The sequence below is a fragment of the Vibrio sagamiensis NBRC 104589 genome (assembly GCF_007990935.1).
Lineage (GTDB): Bacteria > Pseudomonadota > Gammaproteobacteria > Enterobacterales > Vibrionaceae > Vibrio > Vibrio sagamiensis.
Genome location: NZ_BJXJ01000010.1, coordinates 59210 through 80025 on the forward strand (window position 1 = coordinate 59210; position 20816 = coordinate 80025).

The 20816-nt window shown below is 38.2% G+C and carries 9 protein-coding genes; 2 read left to right on the top strand and 7 right to left on the bottom strand.

The window, feature by feature from the left end; all coding sequences use genetic code 11:
- The first annotated feature begins 107 nt into the window (after positions 1–107).
- Positions 108–2444, top strand: coding sequence for an SGNH/GDSL hydrolase family protein (locus tag VSA01S_RS06590; RefSeq protein ID WP_227739637.1), 2337 nt, complete (start codon positions 108–110; stop codon positions 2442–2444).
- A 164-nt stretch (positions 2445–2608) separates the two neighbouring features.
- Here VSA01S_RS06590 and VSA01S_RS06595 read toward each other — a convergent pair whose 3' ends face one another.
- The 7 genes from VSA01S_RS06595 to VSA01S_RS06625 all read right to left on the bottom strand — a co-directional run bounded on the left by VSA01S_RS06595 (position 2609) and on the right by VSA01S_RS06625 (position 19395).
- Positions 2609–6463: an RHS repeat domain-containing protein gene (locus VSA01S_RS06595; protein WP_039982119.1), complete on the bottom strand. Its 3855-nt coding sequence runs from the start codon at positions 6461–6463 to the stop codon at positions 2609–2611.
- A gap of 20 nt (positions 6464–6483) precedes the next feature.
- Positions 6484–7716, bottom strand: coding sequence for an RHS repeat-associated core domain-containing protein (locus VSA01S_RS06600; RefSeq protein ID WP_050567386.1), 1233 nt, complete (start codon positions 7714–7716; stop codon positions 6484–6486).
- Between the two features lie 143 nt (positions 7717–7859).
- Complete coding sequence (locus VSA01S_RS06605) at positions 7860–9800, bottom strand: hypothetical protein (protein WP_039982120.1); 1941 nt, start codon at positions 9798–9800, stop codon at positions 7860–7862.
- 483 nt (positions 9801–10283) lie between these two features.
- Positions 10284–10547, bottom strand: coding sequence for a DUF3012 domain-containing protein (locus VSA01S_RS06610; RefSeq protein ID WP_039979631.1), 264 nt, complete (start codon positions 10545–10547; stop codon positions 10284–10286).
- Positions 10548–10923: 376 nt separating this feature from the next.
- The gene (locus tag VSA01S_RS06615) at positions 10924–12729 is read right to left on the bottom strand and encodes a cation:proton antiporter (protein WP_039979632.1); all 1806 of its coding nucleotides are present in this window, start codon (positions 12727–12729) and stop codon (positions 10924–10926) included.
- A gap of 139 nt (positions 12730–12868) precedes the next feature.
- Complete coding sequence (locus tag VSA01S_RS06620) at positions 12869–18568, bottom strand: condensation domain-containing protein (RefSeq protein WP_039979633.1); 5700 nt, start codon at positions 18566–18568, stop codon at positions 12869–12871.
- A 26-nt stretch (positions 18569–18594) separates the two neighbouring features.
- On the bottom strand, positions 18595–19395 hold the full coding sequence (locus tag VSA01S_RS06625; RefSeq protein ID WP_039979634.1) for a Cof-type HAD-IIB family hydrolase: 801 nt from the start codon (positions 19393–19395) through the stop codon (positions 18595–18597).
- A 370-nt stretch (positions 19396–19765) separates the two neighbouring features.
- Here VSA01S_RS06625 and VSA01S_RS06630 point away from each other — a divergent pair, with 370 nt between their 5' ends.
- Positions 19766–20815 carry a hypothetical protein gene (locus VSA01S_RS06630; RefSeq protein ID WP_039979635.1) on the top strand — a complete coding sequence of 350 codons (1050 nt, stop codon included), beginning with the start codon at positions 19766–19768 and terminating at the stop codon, positions 20813–20815.
- Position 20816: the final 1 nt, after the last annotated feature.

Below are 20816 nucleotides of genomic sequence, written 5' to 3' on the forward strand. Positions count from 1 at the left end.
TATTATGGTTCATCTTAATTCTTAAGTTATTTTTTATAATAGCCCCTAATTGAATTATTTTATCAGTAGTAAATATTATGGTATCAAAGCTCATAAGAAATCTATTTTTGTCAGTCCTGTTTGTATTTCAACTCAACTCTTATGCTCTCGAGCCTACACGCTCATTAAACATTGTTTTTAAGAACAATACGGGGCAATCTATTCCTATATCCAGTGTAAATCTACAACATATTATTGACCGTCATACTTTAAAAGCTAAACAAACTGTGGCTTTAGAAGGTGTTGTTAGCCTTTTACTACCGGAACAATGCACGCAAACTAAACTTTATCCCAATGCAGTATCAGCAGATGGGTCTAAAAGTAATTGGAGTATGAAATTTTCTTCTGCTTTGGACTTCACCATTAATATGTCAGGTATGGGTAAAGCAATTACTTGGCCCAACTTTACTGCATTAGACTTTGAATCATGTCATGGTAATCCGGCAATTAAATACCAAAAATGGATGAAAAGAAACCAGGATCAATCCTTAATTATTGGTAATAACACCATTAACTATAAGATTGCTGCAAATTCTGGCGCTGGCTCAATGCAAGGTACATTCATCGTTGATAACATGGTTATTCGTTGGTGTTCCTACAATTACGACTCAAGACTGAATAAATGTAATCAGCAAATATCAGGGCACAACCGTTTTTTACTTAACTATTATCCAAGTACCAACCAGACTCCAACTTATTATGTCACAATATCCAAACTACCAAAAAACACAACCCCTTATAAGGAGATGTTTTTATTTGGCGATAGTCTAACTGATACCCATAACTCCTTTGCTCTCAGTGGAGGTGATTTACCAAAAGGGCCGTTCTATAATGGTCGCTGGTCTGATGGTTTAATGTGGCCGGATTATGTCTCAATTTTAACAGGAATCCCAGTCAATAATTATGCTTTTGGAGGCATGCGTATTTCGCGAAGGTTTGATGCAAATCTAAGCTCAGCAATACACCTCAATAAACTCGGAATTGATATCGTTTTTATGCCGTCAGGGCTCCCAATGTCTCCTAACTTAGTTGATGAGTTAACCACAGCCTTACCACACCTAAAATCCCAACTATTAGATGCTACCAAAGAACGTAGAATATTAACCACATTTTTAATGGGAGGAAATGATTTTATGGCTATGGCTGGAGGGGAGATTCCAGAAGATTATCCAATCGTTTTCAATTCTTTAGCACGCTCTATTCGCGCAGACTTTATTACCAAACTTACATTTGAAGAACAAGAAAAACTTGCTATTGCGCTATTTGAGTTACCAGATATTACTATCGCCCCTCAACTTTATCATTCTTTCAAAGATGGAGTGACCAAAACCAGCTTTGAAGATTTTCAAGCTGAAATTACTGCTTTTAATCAAAAACTTTGGCAGCTTTATGTCCAACTACAAAATGAATATCCTCATATTAATTTCATCCATATTGCGACCGAAAAATGGTTAAAAGATATAACCTACAATAGAGTAAAATACGGATTTTCTGATGGTTTATACAATAACTATTACCAACATGATTTGTCCTCACAAATCTGGGGCCAACCCAAAACAATAGAGAATGAGCCAAGTGAAAATAGCTCCATCGTCAGAAGTATTAATGATAGCAGTAATTTTCTTGGTGTTTTCAATCTTCGGGGTATAAACGAAACTGCAGGTTCAGCTGGTGTTGCATCGGTCACTGTAGGCCCGATCGACGGTTTTGTTAAAGACTCACTGATCCCATATCGCCCATCTTTAGTCAATAAAGCCATTGTTGGTGGATCTGTGCACCCCTCAACAAAAACCCATTTTATCCTAGCTGCCCACTTCATTGACCAGAACTTAATGAGTATCAACAATCATAGATCAACAGCAATTATCTCTGATATCTATGAATCTAAAGGTTTTCGACCTCAAATAGAAAATAGTAAAAAACAAGCCTTTAATCGTTTACTTGATTATTCAAACCAAACTCATAAGAAGCCAGATTTTGCTGGCTGCTCACCTGAGCAACAATGTTATTTCCGTAATGGTAATCAAGACTTCGTTGAACGTGACGGATTTACTCCAAAAGTTTTTAAGATCATTAATCACACTGCTAACCCTAACTGTCCAGAAGGAAATTGTTCTGTCTTCTCTGTCTTTAATGTCCAAGGGAAATCTCGGCATAGTAAACAAATGGAATATCTCCGTCTATTTCCATTAGATGGCTCAGAGCTTACCGTTCCATTTGGTAGTTATGACTGGCTAAACTTTAATTTTAAATCACCCTACACTGATTTTTCAGTAACGACGGATAAGTTAAAAGAACATGGTAAATGTAAGGTATTAGCTGTCAGTCATGGTACTTGGGGGACTACTGACGGACGTTGTTTTAATGATGACTACACGGTTTGTATCGCAGGAAAAGGTTGCTGAAAAAGCTCTATATTAAGGATTTATGGATCCGCGGACCAAAGAAGTCCGCGAATCCATAAAAACTACAGAGCTAAGATTATCGTGGAAGTGAATTTGAAATAGAGTGAGACAAACGTTAATTTTAATATATTCAAGATTTTAACGTTTATCTAACCAAAACACATTTACATTCTTAAACCATATGGCATGTAGCTGTAATATTGCTCAGATGAGTTGCCTCTTTTAACTTTTAATGGTGAGTTAGAAGTATTACACAAGTAATCAGTGATAAGTGATTGATTCAATGTATTAAATCTCTTACTAATGATACGTCCATTAACCATTGAATGACTCACCTCAAAATCGCCCTGTTGCATATAAATAAGGTTTTCATTTGCATAATAGTATCTAATCGCTGGCTGATTTGGGATATTTTGCTTGCTCAAACGCCCAATAACATCATATTCGTAGCTTGTTAATTCTTGCATTTGTTGATCAAAGACTTTAACTAACTCCCCATAGTGGTTGTATTGGAGTCGCCTTCCTTCTTGATCCTCTTTAAGTGCTCCATTAACATCATACTTTCCATTAAAGTTAATGTTTGGATAAGCCGAGTTACTGTGTTCAATAGAGTACAATTGTGTTGGATAATCAGGATTATATCGATAAATTGACACATTATTTGTCTGATCATGCATCTCACTTCTCAATTCACAAACATTCCCAAAATCATCAAATATAAAATGCTGATTCAAGATAGCTTTGCCAAGCTCATCTTTAGGTAATAACTCTGGACTACCTGAGGCAGAATAATTAACCAAACGGCGCATGGCATCGTACTCAAAAGACTCAACCAGTTCTTGGGAACCTAAACGCGTCACTTTATTCTCAACCAAACCATCTTTAGTGTAATGCTCTATCTCTTCTAAAACATCTTGGCCTTGCTCTGTCGTTGTGACCATCATATCAGGCAGAGCTGAATAGTCATATTGGATCGTCGTTGGAGTTGCCCCCGTTATTTCAACTCGTTGTGGTCTAGAAAATGCATCATAGTCTAAATATTGTGCAACGTTAATTCCATCATCAACTTTTTCAATTCGTTGCAAATCATCGTAGGTAACAATATCAAAATTACCACCAACTACAGAGCTGGCAAGTACTTTTCCTAACAAAGTGTAATCATAGCTGTTTGTTACATTATCCGATGACTCACTTGCGATTAATGACTCTTTTGCAACTAACCCATCAAAACGGTGTGTATATTCCACAAATGAGCCTGTTGCTTCATCAAAAGCAGTTTGAATTAAACCTCTAAGATTGGGAGTTTGTACTTTAGACCCAGTTCTTGTATAGACATTAAATTCAGGATCATATTTCGCCTCAAGTATAGTGCCATCTGGACAAGTTACTTGATAATGTTCCATACTTCCCGGTTGATAACTTAGTATAGAAACACTACCGTTAATATTTTGAACCCTTAAACGAGAGAAAGCATCATAGTGATTTTCTCCTAGCAGAGACTGGTTAACCGTAATCGACGTAATACAATCCTGACCTACCTGATATGGTCCATATGTTATTTCTCTGGTCACTTCACGTTTTTTTTCTTCTACATCAATATACTTCGTGGTTGTAAGATTGACTCGGTCAAGGTCATCGTATTGATAGTCTGTTACAACTCCAAAATTATCACATTGGAGTATTAGGTTTTCATACTCATCAAACGTCTGTTCAGAGGACGTAAGTAATATACCATTCTGATCAAATACTTTATCTATCTGCTTTCTAGAAGAAAAGATTGTTTGTTTTTGCTGATAGCTTTGCCCTTCAATCCCTGAAATTGTTGTCTGAGTAATGGGGTTAAAATCACTAATTTGAATCGTTCCATCAGGCCTAGTTGTACGACATACATTCATCCAACCATCATATTGATAACTCGTTTGCAATTCCCATGTATTATTTTGTACTGATAACCCTGTTTGGGTTGGCTTCAGTGAGGTATCTATTACTGTTTGGCTGATTTTTTGCCCCAACAAATTATATTCTCTTCGTTCAACAACAAAATCACTAATAACATTAGGGACCGATATTTGAATTTCGGTCATATTACCTAAACCATCAAAGAAACTGCGTTTAAGGTTATTACACTGATCCCGAGTTAAGGTCATAGACAGATCATCAAAATATTCATATTCTCGAGCACATTCATTGGGACTATTAGGGCTGCTAACTTCCTTTTTCAGACGTCCATCAGGATAATATTCCATTTTTGCTACAGTTCCTGCATTATCAATCAGCAACTTTTGCCCTGTATATTTATCAAGTTCTAGCGAAGTATAAGACTGCTCACCTGGTAGACTTTCAGCACTTGTGGTCCTCTTTACAATAAGAGTTGAGCTATCATCTGTGTAATCAAATTGCTGTTTGGTACATTGCTGACCATTCTTAGTCACTAGCCGATAAAACAGTCGCCCTTGACTTTGACCTGATCGATAATAGTCAAATTCAATACTGGTATTAGAGTGAGGATTACTATCTGACTCAAGATAGATAGCATTATTTATCGCTGTATACTTTCTACTTGATACATCTCGTGAATTTGATACAAATCCATTTAGCATTGTGAGATTATTATTTAGATCCGTAACTGACTGTGATTTAAGAAAATAAATAAAATCTTCATATTTTGGACACCCCTCATCTTCTCCATCTCGAGTATCGTAATATTCATAATCAATCCGTACATTCTGAACGTGATCTATTTCATGAAGAATATTACCAAATTCATCATAATTGTATTCGTAGGTCTCAGTAAAACTCTCTTTTGTTAGGTCGCTGTAGGTTTTTTCAATTTTATGTGCTAATTTTAAGCGCTTATCTTGTTTTGAGATATCATACTCATCATTTAGATAATAGTGATAAGTTTCAGTCTGAGTACATCCTTGATATATTTTCTTTTGCTCTCTAAGGTTATGAAATTTATCATAAATACATTCCACGACACTCTCGTTATTGAGATGGTCTTGTTCAGTCACGATAACTTTATAGAAGTAAGGCTTGATAATAGAGTAAGTCGGATCACTACCTTGATTATTGGATATTCGTGCATTGTAACCGTAAGCATTATATTGATTTTTATAGTCATAATCGCTGGAATCATCAACTGGCGGTCTAAAATCATAGCTTGTTAGTTTTAATAGTTTATCACCATGCTCAATGCGATGCTCTTTAACAACCGCCATCTTATTACCAGTCGGTGTTTTAAGAGCCTCTCCTTCACGCTCGCCGTGAACAACAGACTGTTTCGCTCCATTGGGTGAAACAATGCTCTCGATAAGGTGATATTGCACATCAGTGGACATTTTTACATTAAGCGTATATCTAGGCTTCTCTCCGTATCCTGACTTTTTGAAATATGGTGTAGTTACCTCTATTTTATTAAAAGCACGATTGAAGTAAGTATAAATATAATAACGATCTTCGAGTAATATTATTTCTCTACCACGGCTGCTTTTTTTATCAATAGATAAATACCTAAAACCACTATCATCAATAATGCTTATTAATTGTGTATCATTCCAGTCGAGAGTAAGAGAATTTCCAGCTGAGTCACTCCTTCTAGTCAAAAATGCATAATCACTTTTCTGCGTCTTCGTAAATTCATCCACTGAGCCATCATGATATTTTACTAATAATACATTACCTAAACTAGAGATTTTAAAATTATCGAGGCAAGCTTCGATAGGCTTTGTTAGATCACGATCAGATAATTTTACAGATACACCTTGATCCGTATGTAATATTGCATTGCTGCAATCAAAAAATGGAAGACTAAATTTCAATCCTTGCCCCAATCCCATATCAATAGATTTGAAGTGATCAAAACTGAGTGAAACATTTAACTCTGGACCTTTTAAATCATTACCAATAATATTTACAACACCAGTAGAAAAATCAAAAAAGCCATTTCTTTCATTAACACTGCCAGAAACTAAATTTTTATAATTGTTACTATAACTAATATCAAACTTATTACTCATTGTTCTTATTCCCTATTATTCTAAGATGTGAAAATACCCTGACGTATTTGTAAATTTATTGATGCCGGATTTGTTTCAGCACTAAGAATACTAGTTCTTGACAAGCCTGGAGCGCTGATTCTGTCTACATATTGATTTGCGCTCATATGTGAAAGTGCAGCAAAGTTTTGATTAGGTAATGTGGTTTCTTTTTCTGCTAAAGCGATCGCTTTCATAGCAATACCAATACCACCAGTACCAATAGCGCCCACTTGATCAATCACCGCTTTCGCCGCAGTTAAACCTCCTTTCCAAGATGCCATACCTTGCTTTGGCGTGTAAGTTTTTATCATGCGGCTCCCCACAAAACCGTTTCTACCAAATTTTTCAATTTTATCAACAGTTTCAGGAGCCTTGAACACAACATCTTTTCCAGCTTTCATTGAAATTGGAGTAACCGCTTGTCGAGTATTAAGAATCTTTTTCCCACTCGTCAATTCTTCTGCTTCCAAAGCTATTCGACGTGCTTTGACCTGACCTTTAGGCCTAAATTTAATTTCAACTTTCAGTCTCGACTGACCTAACTTGCCTTTTGAAAGCTTTGAAATAAATCCTGGGGCCTTGCTACCTTGGTAAATACTCCCAGCAGCACCGACAACTCCTGCAACTAAGGAGATACCAGTGAAGGCCCAAGAAGCAATGTCTAACTTATCTGCTACATCAGGGTTCCTTTCTGCAATCACAGCCGAAGCGACAGTCAATCCACCACTTATTGCTCCAGCAACCGATCCAATTACCCCAGCAGCAATAGCAACGGATGTACCTCCAGTAAATGGTGCAGCGATTGCTCCTGCAATACCAACTAAAACAGCAAAAATACCAAGCCCAAGCTTTAATCCATCGAGGTGGCCGCTCGGGTCACTTCGATTAATTGGATCCCCACTACAATACTGATAAGCATTAATACCTGCCTCGGCAAAAGGGCTTAATGAATCTTGAGACATAAACCGAATCAGTGTCGGGTTATATGCACGATAGCCATTCCCAAGCATATAATTTCCGGTAACAGGATCGAGTGTTTCACCGTTGAAGCCTGTAAATTCATGAGAAAATAGAGTGATAAGATCATCTTCATCTAGATTAAAGGTTTTCGCAAAAACACTTAACGCATTTATAGAACAAGTTGCAGTGATTGCGATAGAAACACTTCTACTTAAGAATTTTCTACGTGATATCTTCGAATTTAATATAAATTCAGAGTTATAATTGTTCATGGACCACCAATATAAAATATGATTATCTGACTTAAGTCTTTTTAAATTTAATTAAGTCAAGATCTTGATCAAAATAAAAGTTTTAAAATCGAATTTGAAGGATACCCGAGTGATTGTTAAACACTCGGGGAATATTAATGGTTTTAATCAATTATTGGCTCAAATCTTTCCTCTTGCATGCGAGATAAAACATAGTCTTTAGATATATTAGCCGCGGCTCCCATATTGGGCTCATAATTCAACTTGGCACTAAATCTAAATCGATTACCATAATTATCTTCAATAATAGATGATATTTGCTTGCTCGAATTCTGAGTTGAGGCAGACCAATGACCACCATCTATGTTTTCCCAAATAACAAATCTACCTGTGTCTCCACTTCTAAAATCAATTACAGGTAAGACACTAAACACAGAAAATGAACCTGCACGATTAGGATCTATAACATCAGTATCAAATTGCCATGTATCTCTATCTCTAGGAACAAAGCCCGATGCATCCGCATCTTCAGTCGAATATGAAATAGGTACTGTTTTCGTGGAACCAAACTGAAGATCGGTGGTGTAGAAGCTCACGCCAGCATAACCACCATTCTCAACATAATTAGTACAAATACCATCATCTTTAGAGTCACTACCCCCTCTAGCATCTTGGACACAACCTCTTGCTAAAGTGGTTGACTTAGCATTCTCAACAGGTCTGAATGTATGATGAGGTCGGCGTGATGAATACTTAAATAAATTTGCATTGAGATAAGAAATACCTCGTGTCCAACCGTTATAAATTCGCCATCCAGGTCGAGCATTACATTGAGATTCTGTTGTACATACCCCTTTAGGAAGCATTTGTTCTCTAGTAATATCAGGGTTGTTATTAATATAGCCTCTATAGTTCCCATCTATAACTGAAATTACTCGTGAAATGCTCCCTGTTCCATTTGACTTACAGTCTTGAGTATCAGCATCATCAATATATTCTCCATTTTCATCTCTCCAACGAGAAAATGCGCAAATATTGAGTGTTTCTTGATCATGACTTGACTTAGCTTTATACCTCACCCAAAAAGTAGTAGTTTTATGGCCTCGTACTGCTTCTATCTGTTCATCTGTCGGTGTGGTATCTTTAACATTTCTGCCCTCCAAATTAGATTGGTATCGTTCATCTTTCTCATAATCAATAAAGATTTCATCATTATCCGCCAGATCATCTATCTCATTAGAGTCATTTCTTCCATATAAACCTAAGTGGAGGTAGTATTGCTCTTCTTCTTTTGTGAGATCTACTAAATTGCAATCATCATTATCTGCTTCTTCAGACAAGCAGGCCTTATATCTTATTTTGACTGGCTTTTGCATTCGGCCATTGTTATATAGACCAGTACCATTAACAAAAGTATCAACAGATAAATCCCAGAAAGTTAGATCACGTATGTTATCGGTTTTTACTTCTTTATTTGAGCTTTGTTCTACTATTAGATCCCATTTTTCCTTAGTATCATTCCACTCAAAAGCGTAATACTCTCCTTTCAGAATTTTGAGATTTTGACCTAAGTTTGCGATCATATCGTTATCGATATAGGTAGCCAAACCTGCTTGTGATCTTACAACAATATGTTTTGTGAGGCCTCTATACACCGGCAAGTGTAATAAATTAGCCCAGTTAGCATCTTTAACATAATAAGCTACATATTTTTTATCATTGGGAATCTGGCTACCAACTGTATTAGGCGTCGATTCATTTTTAATACGCCAAGCAGATTTAAATGTACTATCAAAAACAAGGTCTATCTTTTCATTAGTTTTAACTTTTATTGAATTAATACCTAGAATATCTCCTTCTATATCGGTCGTCCATGTAGCTCTTGAGCTAATAGAAACTGTATCACCATGCGATGGATATGCTGGCAAATAAATCTTTTTACTAAAATTACCGTTCCATGTATTAAGGACAATATTTGAGTCATGACCAGGTAATCTTCCTTCAAAGAGGTCATTAGGGCTATAAGTGCCAGCATTACAAACAGCAGTAACGGCAAGAGCTGTTAAAGTAAAAATGGATATAGGGTAATTTCTTTTTCGATTCATTAGATAACTCCGTATCTCTATGATTAGCAAAACTGATATAAACATTTAAGAGATGATTGAAATAAAAGATAAACAATATATAAATAAAATATAATTCATTATAACCTCAACTCAATATAATAAATTATAATCAATCATGGTCATTGTAAACCAAGCATAAAAAATACCAGTTATTTAGAAAATACTTAAATATAAAAAATTAATGTATAAATATAAAAATCAAAAAGCCTAAATAAAAAACAAGCTACTGTTTTATATGGAATAAAAAATAATAAATAAAAAAACACCTATCTTAAGTAATCATTAACAAGAAATACCATCTATATTTCATATGCTTTAAGAGGAAATAAAAATATAGAGAATTAATGTATTTCCAAAACTTATGCTTTATTTGTGATTAGGTGTCTCAAAAAAAACCTTCAATAATCATGAAGGTTTAGGCTTTATTTCTTTATTTCTTTATTTCTTTATTTCTTTATTTCTTTAAAAAATACAGTGCTTAGTGAAGCCCGTCGCCTCATTCGCGGTCCATTCACCTTTAGGCTTATCCTTTAAATCTTTACACCATTGCTCACTACCGATACCGTCCTCAAGAACACAATGTTTTGCGTAGTCTACCGCAATCTCTGTCGTCCACTCTGTCTTAGGCTTACTGCGCATATCTTTACACCAGCTTTCTGTACCCACTTCGTCTGAACATGCAGCCAGTACTGTTAGAGCGGCTACAAGCACCATTGATTTCTTCATTTTTGATTCCATTTCACATTAAAATTTGATTAAAAAACGATCTAACCCAAATGACCTCAAGATCTATTAGTATTAGTATTAGTATTAGTATTAGTATTAGTAAATTAAGGCAAGTCTACTTAGCTACCTTGTTAACATAGAAGGTTTATCGGATTTCGCACGATTAATTTCGTAATTAAAAAAGCGCCATTAGCACTCAATCATCAAACGTAATCTTCACTGACACTGAACTTCCGTTCACCGTCACTTCAGTACGCCAAATAACCTAAAACAATCGCCAAGTATTGCGATAAGTTGGTTCGAAATCAATTTTAATATCAACATAATCAATAAAAGGGGGGATAGTGAAAATATGGCAATGCAAAGTCCTCCGGCATTAACCAGAAGAACGGTTTGTTTGATTTCGTTGATGTAAGGCTACCAATGTACATACCTTAGGAATAGCGACTGGCTCAGACACATCACAAAACTGGATTTTACCTTTTTCCAAAACATAAAAAAGAGGGATAACGAGGTGATCTTGATAATGCCTTTTATAGTCTTCATAAGTGAAGTTTTCACTTATCTTAGTGTGCTTTATTTCTGCATTTTGGCTAAATAAACTTGCTAATTGGCTGTAGCTGACATTTCCTCCCATTAGCAACTTGCCATGATATTCTTCCGCAAGCCAGTGCTTTTCATTAACACTTGAACGATTTTTTTGTAAGCAATGCACCTTATCTTCACCAAAATCCTCAACAAAATGCATACAAGCCATAATATTAAAATGTTGATCAGGGGTCAGTGCTACAACTTGTCCAATCCCGATTAAATTCAGGTTATCATCAGCATGGCTAGAAATAGGATTACCGTAGTAGGAATCCATACCAAGCATCCTCACTTGGCTGATGTAATCCCAATTCGAATCCGCTAACAATACTTTCCGGTTATATTTCTTTAAGGCTAGGCCAATTTCTCTTGCAACACGATTAGCACCAATAATGAAAAAGCCATGAGGGGCAGGCTCTGATACACCGAGTAGAGACGCCACTTTTCTTGCGGTCAAACTTTGAAGAACAACCGTACCTATGATGACCATAAAAGTCATAGGTACAAGTAACATTGCTTCGCTGAGACCATTATCAACGAGTTTAATCGCAAACAAAGAAGAAATAGAAGCAGCAACAATACCTCTTGGAGCAACCCAAGATAGGAAGAGTTTTTCCTTAAAAGACAATTGATTGCCAGCTGTAGATAAGAAGATTGATAAAGGGCGAGATATAAACTGCATAAACAAAAATAATAAAATAGCGCCAATGCCTAATGCAGTAAACTGCTCAATACTGATGCGAGCAGCTAAAAAAATGAATAACCCAGTGATCAGTAATATGGTTAAGTGCTCTTTGAAATGTAATATTTGTTGAATGTTGATCCCTTTTGCATTGGCAAGCCATAGCCCCATGACTGTTACGCTGAGTAAACCTGCTTCCGATTCAAGTTGATTTGATAGTGAGAAAACACCTAGTACCACCATAAGTACTGAGAATGGTTGAAGATATTCAGGCAACCATCTACGTTTTAATATACTTGCCACTGCAGCACCAGAAGATGAACCAATAATGACACCGATCACCGCAATCCATGCAAATACCTCAACACTGTTTATAGCACTATGTGAGACAATAAACTCATACACCATAACAGCAAACAATGCTCCAAGGGGATCAATCAATATCCCTTCCCAACGTAAAATGTTAGCCAGTTTTGTTGTTGGACGCACAGTTCTTAAGATTGGGACAATGACCGTTGGACCCGTCACTATGGTTAAGCTTGCAAACAAGACGGCTAATTCCCAACTAAAACCTAACAAATAATGCGTCGCTACACTCGTAGCAATCCATGAAAAAATGGCCCCAAATGAGACAATCTTCCATACCGATCCACTTACACCACGAATTTCTTTCAGATTAAGTGTCAGACTGCCCTCAAATAAAATGACAGCAACCGCTAGTGATACGAGAGGAAATAATAATTCTCCTAATAATTCATCAGGATTTAGCCACTGAAAAACTGGCCCAATAAGGATACCAGCCAGTAGGAGGAAAAGAATCGCAGGCAGGCGCACTCTCCAAGCGAGCCATTGACAAGCAAGCCCAATTACACCAACAGCAGAGAGAACAAGCGCGGCATTACCTATTTGCATATAATCACGCTATCTATTCGACTATGAAGGAATACTTTTAGTGTAGAACAAGTGAAGGTAATATCATTTAATGAGTCCAAAAGATATACCCAAGCAACAACAAAATACTTGGGCAGCCTATCTGTAACTTAACTTTTACTTAATCCATCAAGTCCCCAGCGCTTTCTGCTTGAGTCATTTTAATTAACCTCGCTTGGTAATCATTGGCAATCTGAGAAGCCGATTCTTCGGATATTTCAGAGCAGTCATAATACAAACTAAATGTTAAAGACTCGCCAGGAAATAAGCACAAAACAATTTGATGGTTTGTACCGCTCACCGTACCTAAATGTCGGAAAGTTAGACTCAATGTATCCTCACCTTTCTGTTCAGGATAATTTTCAAATACAAACAATGTTCCAAATGGTGCAGTTGGTCGCCATTCATCGTCGTAATGGTTAAGATCATAAAACGCATGATCGATACGCTGTTGATTATCCACATTCAACTTTTTGACCATCTGAGAAATAGTACCTTCGAGATGAATCCTAAGTGGTGGTGTCGCAACAAAAAGTCCAACCAATTCGGTGACTTTACTAACATCCATCGGCCGGTTAGTCATTGTGGTGCCAAAAACAATATCACTGCTATCTAGGTATTGAGACAACGTAGCAGCCCAAGCCAATTGGCAAAATTGGTTAACCGTCGCTCCATGGCTTATTGCCGCTGACCTAAATTGCTCACTTTGTTGTTTGTCTAATGCTCCGACAACGGAGTGAATACGCAATGTATTGGCATCTATACCATGCATGTCAGGTTTAAACCTCATATTCATTTGTGCATCACAAAGGTATTCTTGCCAAAAGCTCGCTGACACCTCTTTCGGCTGAGCACGAAGCCAACGAGGAAAACCAATAAAGCTGCGTTGTTCGATCTGGAGAGGTTCACCTTTTACCAGTTTTTCATAGTCATCCCTGATCTCACGTAAAAAGATCTGCATCGACCAACCATCAAACAAAACATGGTGGAAGGTAAATAACAGAATGTGTTTTGATTCACCAGTACGCGCTAACAGTAATCTAAGCAAAGGCGGGTTATACCAGTCAAATGGACGCTGACGCTCATTAAGAACAGCATGTTGAACCTCTGTCTCCCAATCTTTATCTTGCCAATCTTGACAGGTTAATGGCAGCTCGACATGACGAGGAATAAGGACCAATGGCGCTCCTTCAGTATAAGTATCATCAAACCCTGCTCTTAACATGTCATGTTTGCTCAGAGCTTGGTTCCAAGCTGTTACGAAGGCTTGTTCATTTAAATCACCATCCAGTTCAAAGTAAAGCTGGTCAATCTGATAATCAGGATTGACACGATTAAAGTACAAAAGCTCTCGCTGAAAGTCAGTTGCTGGGTAAATATTCTCTAATCGACCCACTTGTTTTTCCAAATTTTCAATGACTTCTTGCTCAAGGCTAGTATCAGTAAGATCACTCGGCGTTAAACCACCAAGACAATCATCAGCAGTACAATGTCCAAGAAGTGCTTGTATAGAAGTGTGAATATTTTGGCTCAACTCTTCCACACTTATATCTTTAAAGGCACTTTCAACCATATCAAACTCAACATAGAGCTTTTCATCACTGACCCATGCATTAATATCTAAGGCACGTAGTGGTTTATTAGCCTCACTGACAAGATATTGATTATACTTTTGCTCTATTTGCCATACCTCATCACCACCTCGTCCAAAGCGCCCCAAGAAGTTGAAGCTGATCGGCAACTTTAATAGTGATTGGAATTCGTTTCTCACTTCTTCAGAGTTATGACCGTAAGCAATCGCCAAGAAGTTTTCCCCTTTAGAAGGGAGACTGCGTAACGCCTGCTTAGTCTTTTTGATTAACTGCTGCCAAGTACCATCATGGCTTGGTAAGCAGAGAGGGAAAATGCTGGTAAACCACCCTACCGTAGCATCACAACGCACCTCATCCGAGAAGGACTTACGTCCATGCCCTTCGAGCAGCAAATTAAATGATCGTCCTTTACTGCCGAAGAAGGAATACAGGGCACTAATAAGCAACTCATTGGTATTGGTACCATATGGTTGATTTGCACTACTCAACAGGGCCTGAGTTTCGTCTTCAGAAAGGGTGAAATGACCTCGTTTCACATCCTTTGCTAGTTCAGTTTTGGGTGAAATATTAGCACCAGAGCTGAGCCAATAATCGACTTCTGTATCACTGTATCGGAAGCAATCCCAGTGCTTACGATAACCTTGTGTATTGGTATAAGGTGTTGGCTGAAAACTAGCACCTTGTTCATAAAAGCCCTGAAAATCACTACTGATACGTCGCCAAGATACGCCATCCACAATTAGGTGATGAGCACAAAGATAAAGGATCGGCTGCTGTTCGTCCGTAATACGCAGGAGTAACCCTTTCAGTAAAGGGCCAGTGTGCAGATCGAATGACGTGTTTAATTGGGCAATTTCTTCTTCAGCATGCTGCCAATTCAGCCCCTCTAACTCTCTCAGTTCAAAATGGTAATCGCCCATTTCGGAGAAAGTCTGCTGGCTGCTGTCATGAAATCTCAGCCAAAATGCATCATGGTATTGAGTTAAACGAGTTAGGGCCGATGCTAAACTGGCAAGCTCAACAGACTCAGGTAACCTCATCATAACGGCTTGATTGAAATGTTCTGGCTTAGCAAAGTTTTGAGCAAAAAACCACTGTTGTACTGGGAGCAAATTGAAATGACCAAACTTTTCACCCAATTCAACCGAGGACTCTTCCGCAACCGAGATTCTATCAGCCATCTCTTCAAATAGACGAAAATTCATGATATCGGCTGTAGTAAGACGCATTCCCTGCTCTTCCAGTGCCACAGATAAAAGAATCGCTGATATTGAGTCGCCCCCTTGGTCAACAAAATCATCACTCAATGACACTGAATTCAAGTCCAGCACTTTACAAACCTGTTGCAACAACACTCTCTGCTGCTGCGTCAACTCACCTTGCTCTTCCTTCGATTCAACGGGCTCAGGTAACCTTTGCTTGTCGATTTTGCCATTACGATTCAATGGCATTTCTTCAACATGGATAAGATGAGCTGGAACCATATAGCTTGGAAGCCAATGATGAAGCTGTTTACGTAGCGCTTTGACATCAATTGGCTCTTCTGCCTGATAGTAACCTAGCAATTGTTTATTATTAGCTTTTTCTTTAAGAATCACAGTGGCCATTTGGACTTCTGGGATGTGCTCGAGAGCTTGGCGGATCTCCGAAAGCTCGATACGATAACCACGTAATTTAATTTGATCATCCCGACGGCCCCGGAAGATCAGCACGCCATCTTGACGGAAATAACCAAAGTCTCCAGTACGATAAATGGTTTGAGGTTGATCGCCGTTGCACCCTTTAATCACTCGTTCACAAAACTTATCATTTTGGCCTGGCGCGCCTACATAGCCTTCCGCTAAGCAAGGTCCTGATACGATAATGTGGCCAACCATACCGGGTCCAAGTAAACGATCATGATCATCCACAATCCAAACTTGCGCATTCGGGCGTGGTTTGCCAATCGGAATCGCTCCTTCAACAAGGTCTTCTTGTGAGCAACGATGTGAAGTCACAAATATTGCCGTTTCCGTCGGCCCGTAAAGGTTTAATAAGTTTTGGATATTACACTCCAAGCCATGCTCTATTGCTTGCTTAGAGACAGCATCACCACCAAAAGTCAGTGTCTGTAGGTCGTTAAACATCTCCCGTTTGGTCGATGCCATGTAAGTTTCAAAAAGCCCTGTGGTCAGGAAAAGATGATCAACCTTATGATCGTTGATCAAGCGTTCCATACAGTCTGGATTGGCAATTTCATTCCGACCCGGGATCACCAAAGTGCGACCGTGCAATAAAGCCAACCACATCTGCAAGGAAGCGGCATCAAAGGCTTCGTTTGCCGAATAAAGGACATTTTTTCCAACCGGAATCACACTTGTCTCATATAAAGAGCTAACAAAAGCACGATGCGACAGCTCAACCGCTTTAGGCTGCCCTGTCGTTCCAGAAGTAAAGATATATTGACTGATGTCATGTTCAGTGACATGGCAAGGTTCAAACAAGGTTGCATTAGGAGATAACACCTCTAACGAAGCCAAATGCTCAAAATGCCCGCCTTCTTCCAACTCGATCGCTTCACCAATTAACACCATAGGCGACAATTGAGTCATCACAAATTGTTGTCTCGCTAAAGGAGCACTGCAATCCACACAAGTAAATGGAAGCCCTAAATATTGAGTCGCAAGAATACTGACCACAGTATCCGTTAAACAAGTTAAGTTGATCGCAACACAAGGGTTAACCGACTGTGGTTTACGAACCTTAACTTCCTTAAGATAATGAGCCACATCGGAGATCTTGCTATGAAGTTGTTGATAGCTGATCGCTTCACCCGAAACGGAATTCACTAGCGCAATCGCCTCGGGCGTACTGCCTACCCATTGATGTACCAATTGAGCCAACGATTGCTGAGGAAACGCTTGATATTCTTGGAGAGGAAGATCTCTTGGTGTTAAAAAAGGAAGATCAGATAATTCCACTTGATTCGATGAAACACAATATTCGACCAATCGTCTCAAACGCGGTAAGAAATCTTTAAAAATCCCACTATGTTCATAGGTTTTTAAGTAGTCGAAACGGAAGTTAAAACTCTGCCTACTGCTTTCACAAAAAAGAAGTTGGATATCCGTATTTAAATCTATAAAACTGTAGTTCTGGGTGATGAAACAATTATGCTCCAGCGATTGAGTCTCATTGATTCCAACCGTACTACCAAATGAAACATTACTCACCATTAATTCAGGTTGATCACTATTTTGCTTCAGGTAATGTATTAATTCCATATAAGGAACATCACCAAAGGCTTTGGTATTTTTACTGAATTGCTTAATTTGCAGCCAGTAATCATCCAAGGTGTTAACCTCTTTAAGATCAAATATATCAAGCCTAGTGTTAACGAAACATCCGATCGTTTGTTTGGTATTTTTGTTTCGCCTATCCATCGGTGAAGTCATCGTAATCAAAGGTTGATTACTGATCCTAGAAACCAACAGAGCATACATCCCTTTGAAGAATAAATTTATGGTCAGGCTATTTTTTCGGCAGTACGATTTAACCTGTTGGCTAAGCTGGTGATCCAAGGATATATGCTCACTTTCAACACGCCTTTGTTCGGGATAAGTGACATGACCAAACTCAATTCTTGCAGGTTCGTTACGCAAAGTATTCAACCATACATCGAAAGATCGCTCATGCTCATGCTCATGCTCATCAAGACTCGACGTCTCATCAGCGAGAGGGTTTAGCTCATTGGTTTGCTTTGCCCCAGAAAGCATTTCACCTTGAATAAGTCTTTGATAAGCAGATTTGATATTGGAGAAAAATAACTGAAAACCCGTCCCATCTAAGCAAATATGGTGGACCATAATAATGACTTTGTATCGATTCGACTCGATTTTTGCCACTGCGCCTCTAAAAAGTGGTCGACCATCAAAGATCATTTTATCTTGATAGTAGTCTTCAAGCAGGCCATCAAATGCTTGTTCTGGTGAAAGGGCTTTGGAAAAATCAAAATAAGGAATATCGATACTGCCAACTTTAAGTTCCTTATAGAGCTTTTCACCTTCCAGTGTATATTGATAATGAAAACACGGTTCACGAAAGCCATACGCAATCGCTTGTTGCATAAAATCAGGAATAAACTCCCCTTCAATATCCCAAACCATATACGTATTCGAAATAACATTACAAACTTCTGTTTGCGAATCGATGTAAAATGACTTTTCGTAACTGGATGCGAGGTACTTCATTTTATATACCCTTTAAAGTTATTGACTTAAACATCAAATTTGAGTTGAAGAAAACGAGCTACGCCATCTGTAGAATGACAATCGGCGATGGGCAACATAGAGAGTTGATTAGCGAGGTCTGGCATCGCATTACGCATAATCACGCCTTGCGCAGCTTGGCTTAAGAGAGGCAAATCATTAAGGCTATCACCAAATGCCATGGCTTGGTTCTGAAAGGAAATGCCCTTTTGAGCGAGTAGCTTGGTCGCGGCACTGGCTTTTGAAACATTAGCCGGACCGATCTCAAGTTGGTGTTCGGAGGTCCGGTAACATTCAAGTTGACCACTTAAGTGCTGCTTAATCGTCTCTTCGACGGATTGGATCCCTTGGTTTTTCCAAAGAAGTAACTTATTGATTTTTAGCTGACTGATTTCCTCAGCTGTAATCACTTTATAGGGAAAACCCGAGAAAGAAGCGTATTGCTTAGCCATTTGATTTTCTTCCAGCAACTTCCACCCTTCACGGTCAAAAAAACTAAGATGAACATCATGGCCCTGTACCAACTCCAATAATTTATGTATTTGCTCGGGACTAATATACTGTTCATCAATAATGTTCTGACTCTCACCGCACCAAGTTAATGCACCATTTAACCCAACAATACTGATATTGCGTCCTAATGAATCAGCAACGAGTTTAGCATCTCTCGGATGACGACCTGTGGCAAAAACAATTTCGACCCCTGCATCGCAAAGCTGGGTTAAAACGGTCTTTGTGATATCGGATAGTCGACCATTAGCATTAAGCAGTGTTCCATCTAAATCAGAAACAATCGCTTTATAAGGCATAAAATATCATCTCCCAATGTTATGTATCGGATACTCTGTCAATGATACTAGACCATATAAGACCACATGCTTATCGCTTTATGAAAATTTAAACTTTCACCTTAATTACATACAATAATAAATAAAATTACTTATTTAGAAATAAAAATACAAATAATAGTCTTTATAAGTAATCAAAAGTCAAAAGATAATAATTTAATTACATAAGCATCATTTAGACTGTCACAGCATGGCTGGAAAATAAAAGGTAAAAACAAATCAATTAATAAGACCACCATCCTACAAATTATTAAAATAACTATAAATAAATTGCTCATCTAGAACATTTTTGTTAAATGTAAAAAACACAAATGTCAATATGGTGGTTTTTATGACAAATAAATTCTATTCAATAGCAGCTCTTTTTCTAACAATGACATTTTCTGCATTATCAAATGCAGCATTGGGGAATTATAAAATTATTTTGATTCATGGTTTTCAAGCAAGCCAGCTTCAAACTAAACCAACAAAACTAGAAGTCGAAGCCGATGGTGACCTTTACTGGCAAGAATTCTGGTCACAATACGCTGATGCACGTATTGATTGGCCCTCACATGAACGCATTGAGGGAAAAATCAGCAGTGACTATGTGTGGCCAAAGCTAAAAGAATTATCGCAAAATAGTACTTGTCAGACTGGCTGTATACTTGTGACACATTCAACTGGTGACTTGGTAGCAAGATACTTGCTAGAAAATCAAGAGAACTGGCTTGCTAATGCTGGCTTGAACCCTCTAAATATTGTCGCCAGCTTTGACTTTGCTGGCGCGGGGGGTGGCACCGAACTTGCTGATATTGTTATTAATATTACCGAGGGCAGCAATTGGTATGACAGCGCAATGAACTATGCAATTTCACTTTGGTTAGGTGAGAAACCCTCAAAAGAAACGACGGGAGTTCTGAACGACTTAAAGGTCTCTAATGCTCGCCAAATTGCTATGTTGCCTGACAACCGTGTCCCTAGAATTCGATTTGTTGGTAATGGTACCGATTTCTTGCAAGCAACATCCGGTTTTTTACCCGGCAAAGATGATGGTGTCGTCGCCATTCATTCATCATGCGGCTCTGCAAGCTCTGGTGAGTTCGAAAGTTGTTTTTATAATCTATCAATGAACGGCGAGGTAAGAGAACAAAGTAAAGCAGTAACCAACTTGTTACCCAATCATTACCCCCTGATCATGGGGGATGGATACAGCCATGGAGGAACGGTTGGAGCAAAGCATCAAGGCCCTGTCACTTCAGGTACTACTTCTGCTCCCTTATTAGATGGTAAAACTCTCAAAGTAGATACTTATCAAGAAAGTGGATGGTTTGGTTCTAAATATCTTTACGTGCAAAACTCAGAACAAAAAACAATGTCAGAAATAGCATCACAACTTTAAT

Coding starts and splice junctions, on each gene's coding strand:
- VSA01S_RS06605 (WP_039982120.1), bottom strand. CDS start 9,800: ATGAATCGAAAAAGAAATTACCCTATATCCATTTTTACTTTAACAGCT.
- VSA01S_RS06630 (WP_039979635.1), top strand. CDS start 19,766: ATGACAAATAAATTCTATTCAATAGCAGCTCTTTTTCTAACAATGACA.
- VSA01S_RS06600 (WP_050567386.1), bottom strand. CDS start 7,716: ATGAACAATTATAACTCTGAATTTATATTAAATTCGAAGATATCACGT.
- VSA01S_RS06625 (WP_039979634.1), bottom strand. CDS start 19,395: ATGCCTTATAAAGCGATTGTTTCTGATTTAGATGGAACACTGCTTAAT.
- VSA01S_RS06620 (WP_039979633.1), bottom strand. CDS start 18,568: ATGAAGTACCTCGCATCCAGTTACGAAAAGTCATTTTACATCGATTCG.
- VSA01S_RS06595 (WP_039982119.1), bottom strand. CDS start 6,463: ATGAGTAATAAGTTTGATATTAGTTATAGTAACAATTATAAAAATTTA.
- VSA01S_RS06610 (WP_039979631.1), bottom strand. CDS start 10,547: ATGAAGAAATCAATGGTGCTTGTAGCCGCTCTAACAGTACTGGCTGCA.
- VSA01S_RS06615 (WP_039979632.1), bottom strand. CDS start 12,729: ATGCAAATAGGTAATGCCGCGCTTGTTCTCTCTGCTGTTGGTGTAATT.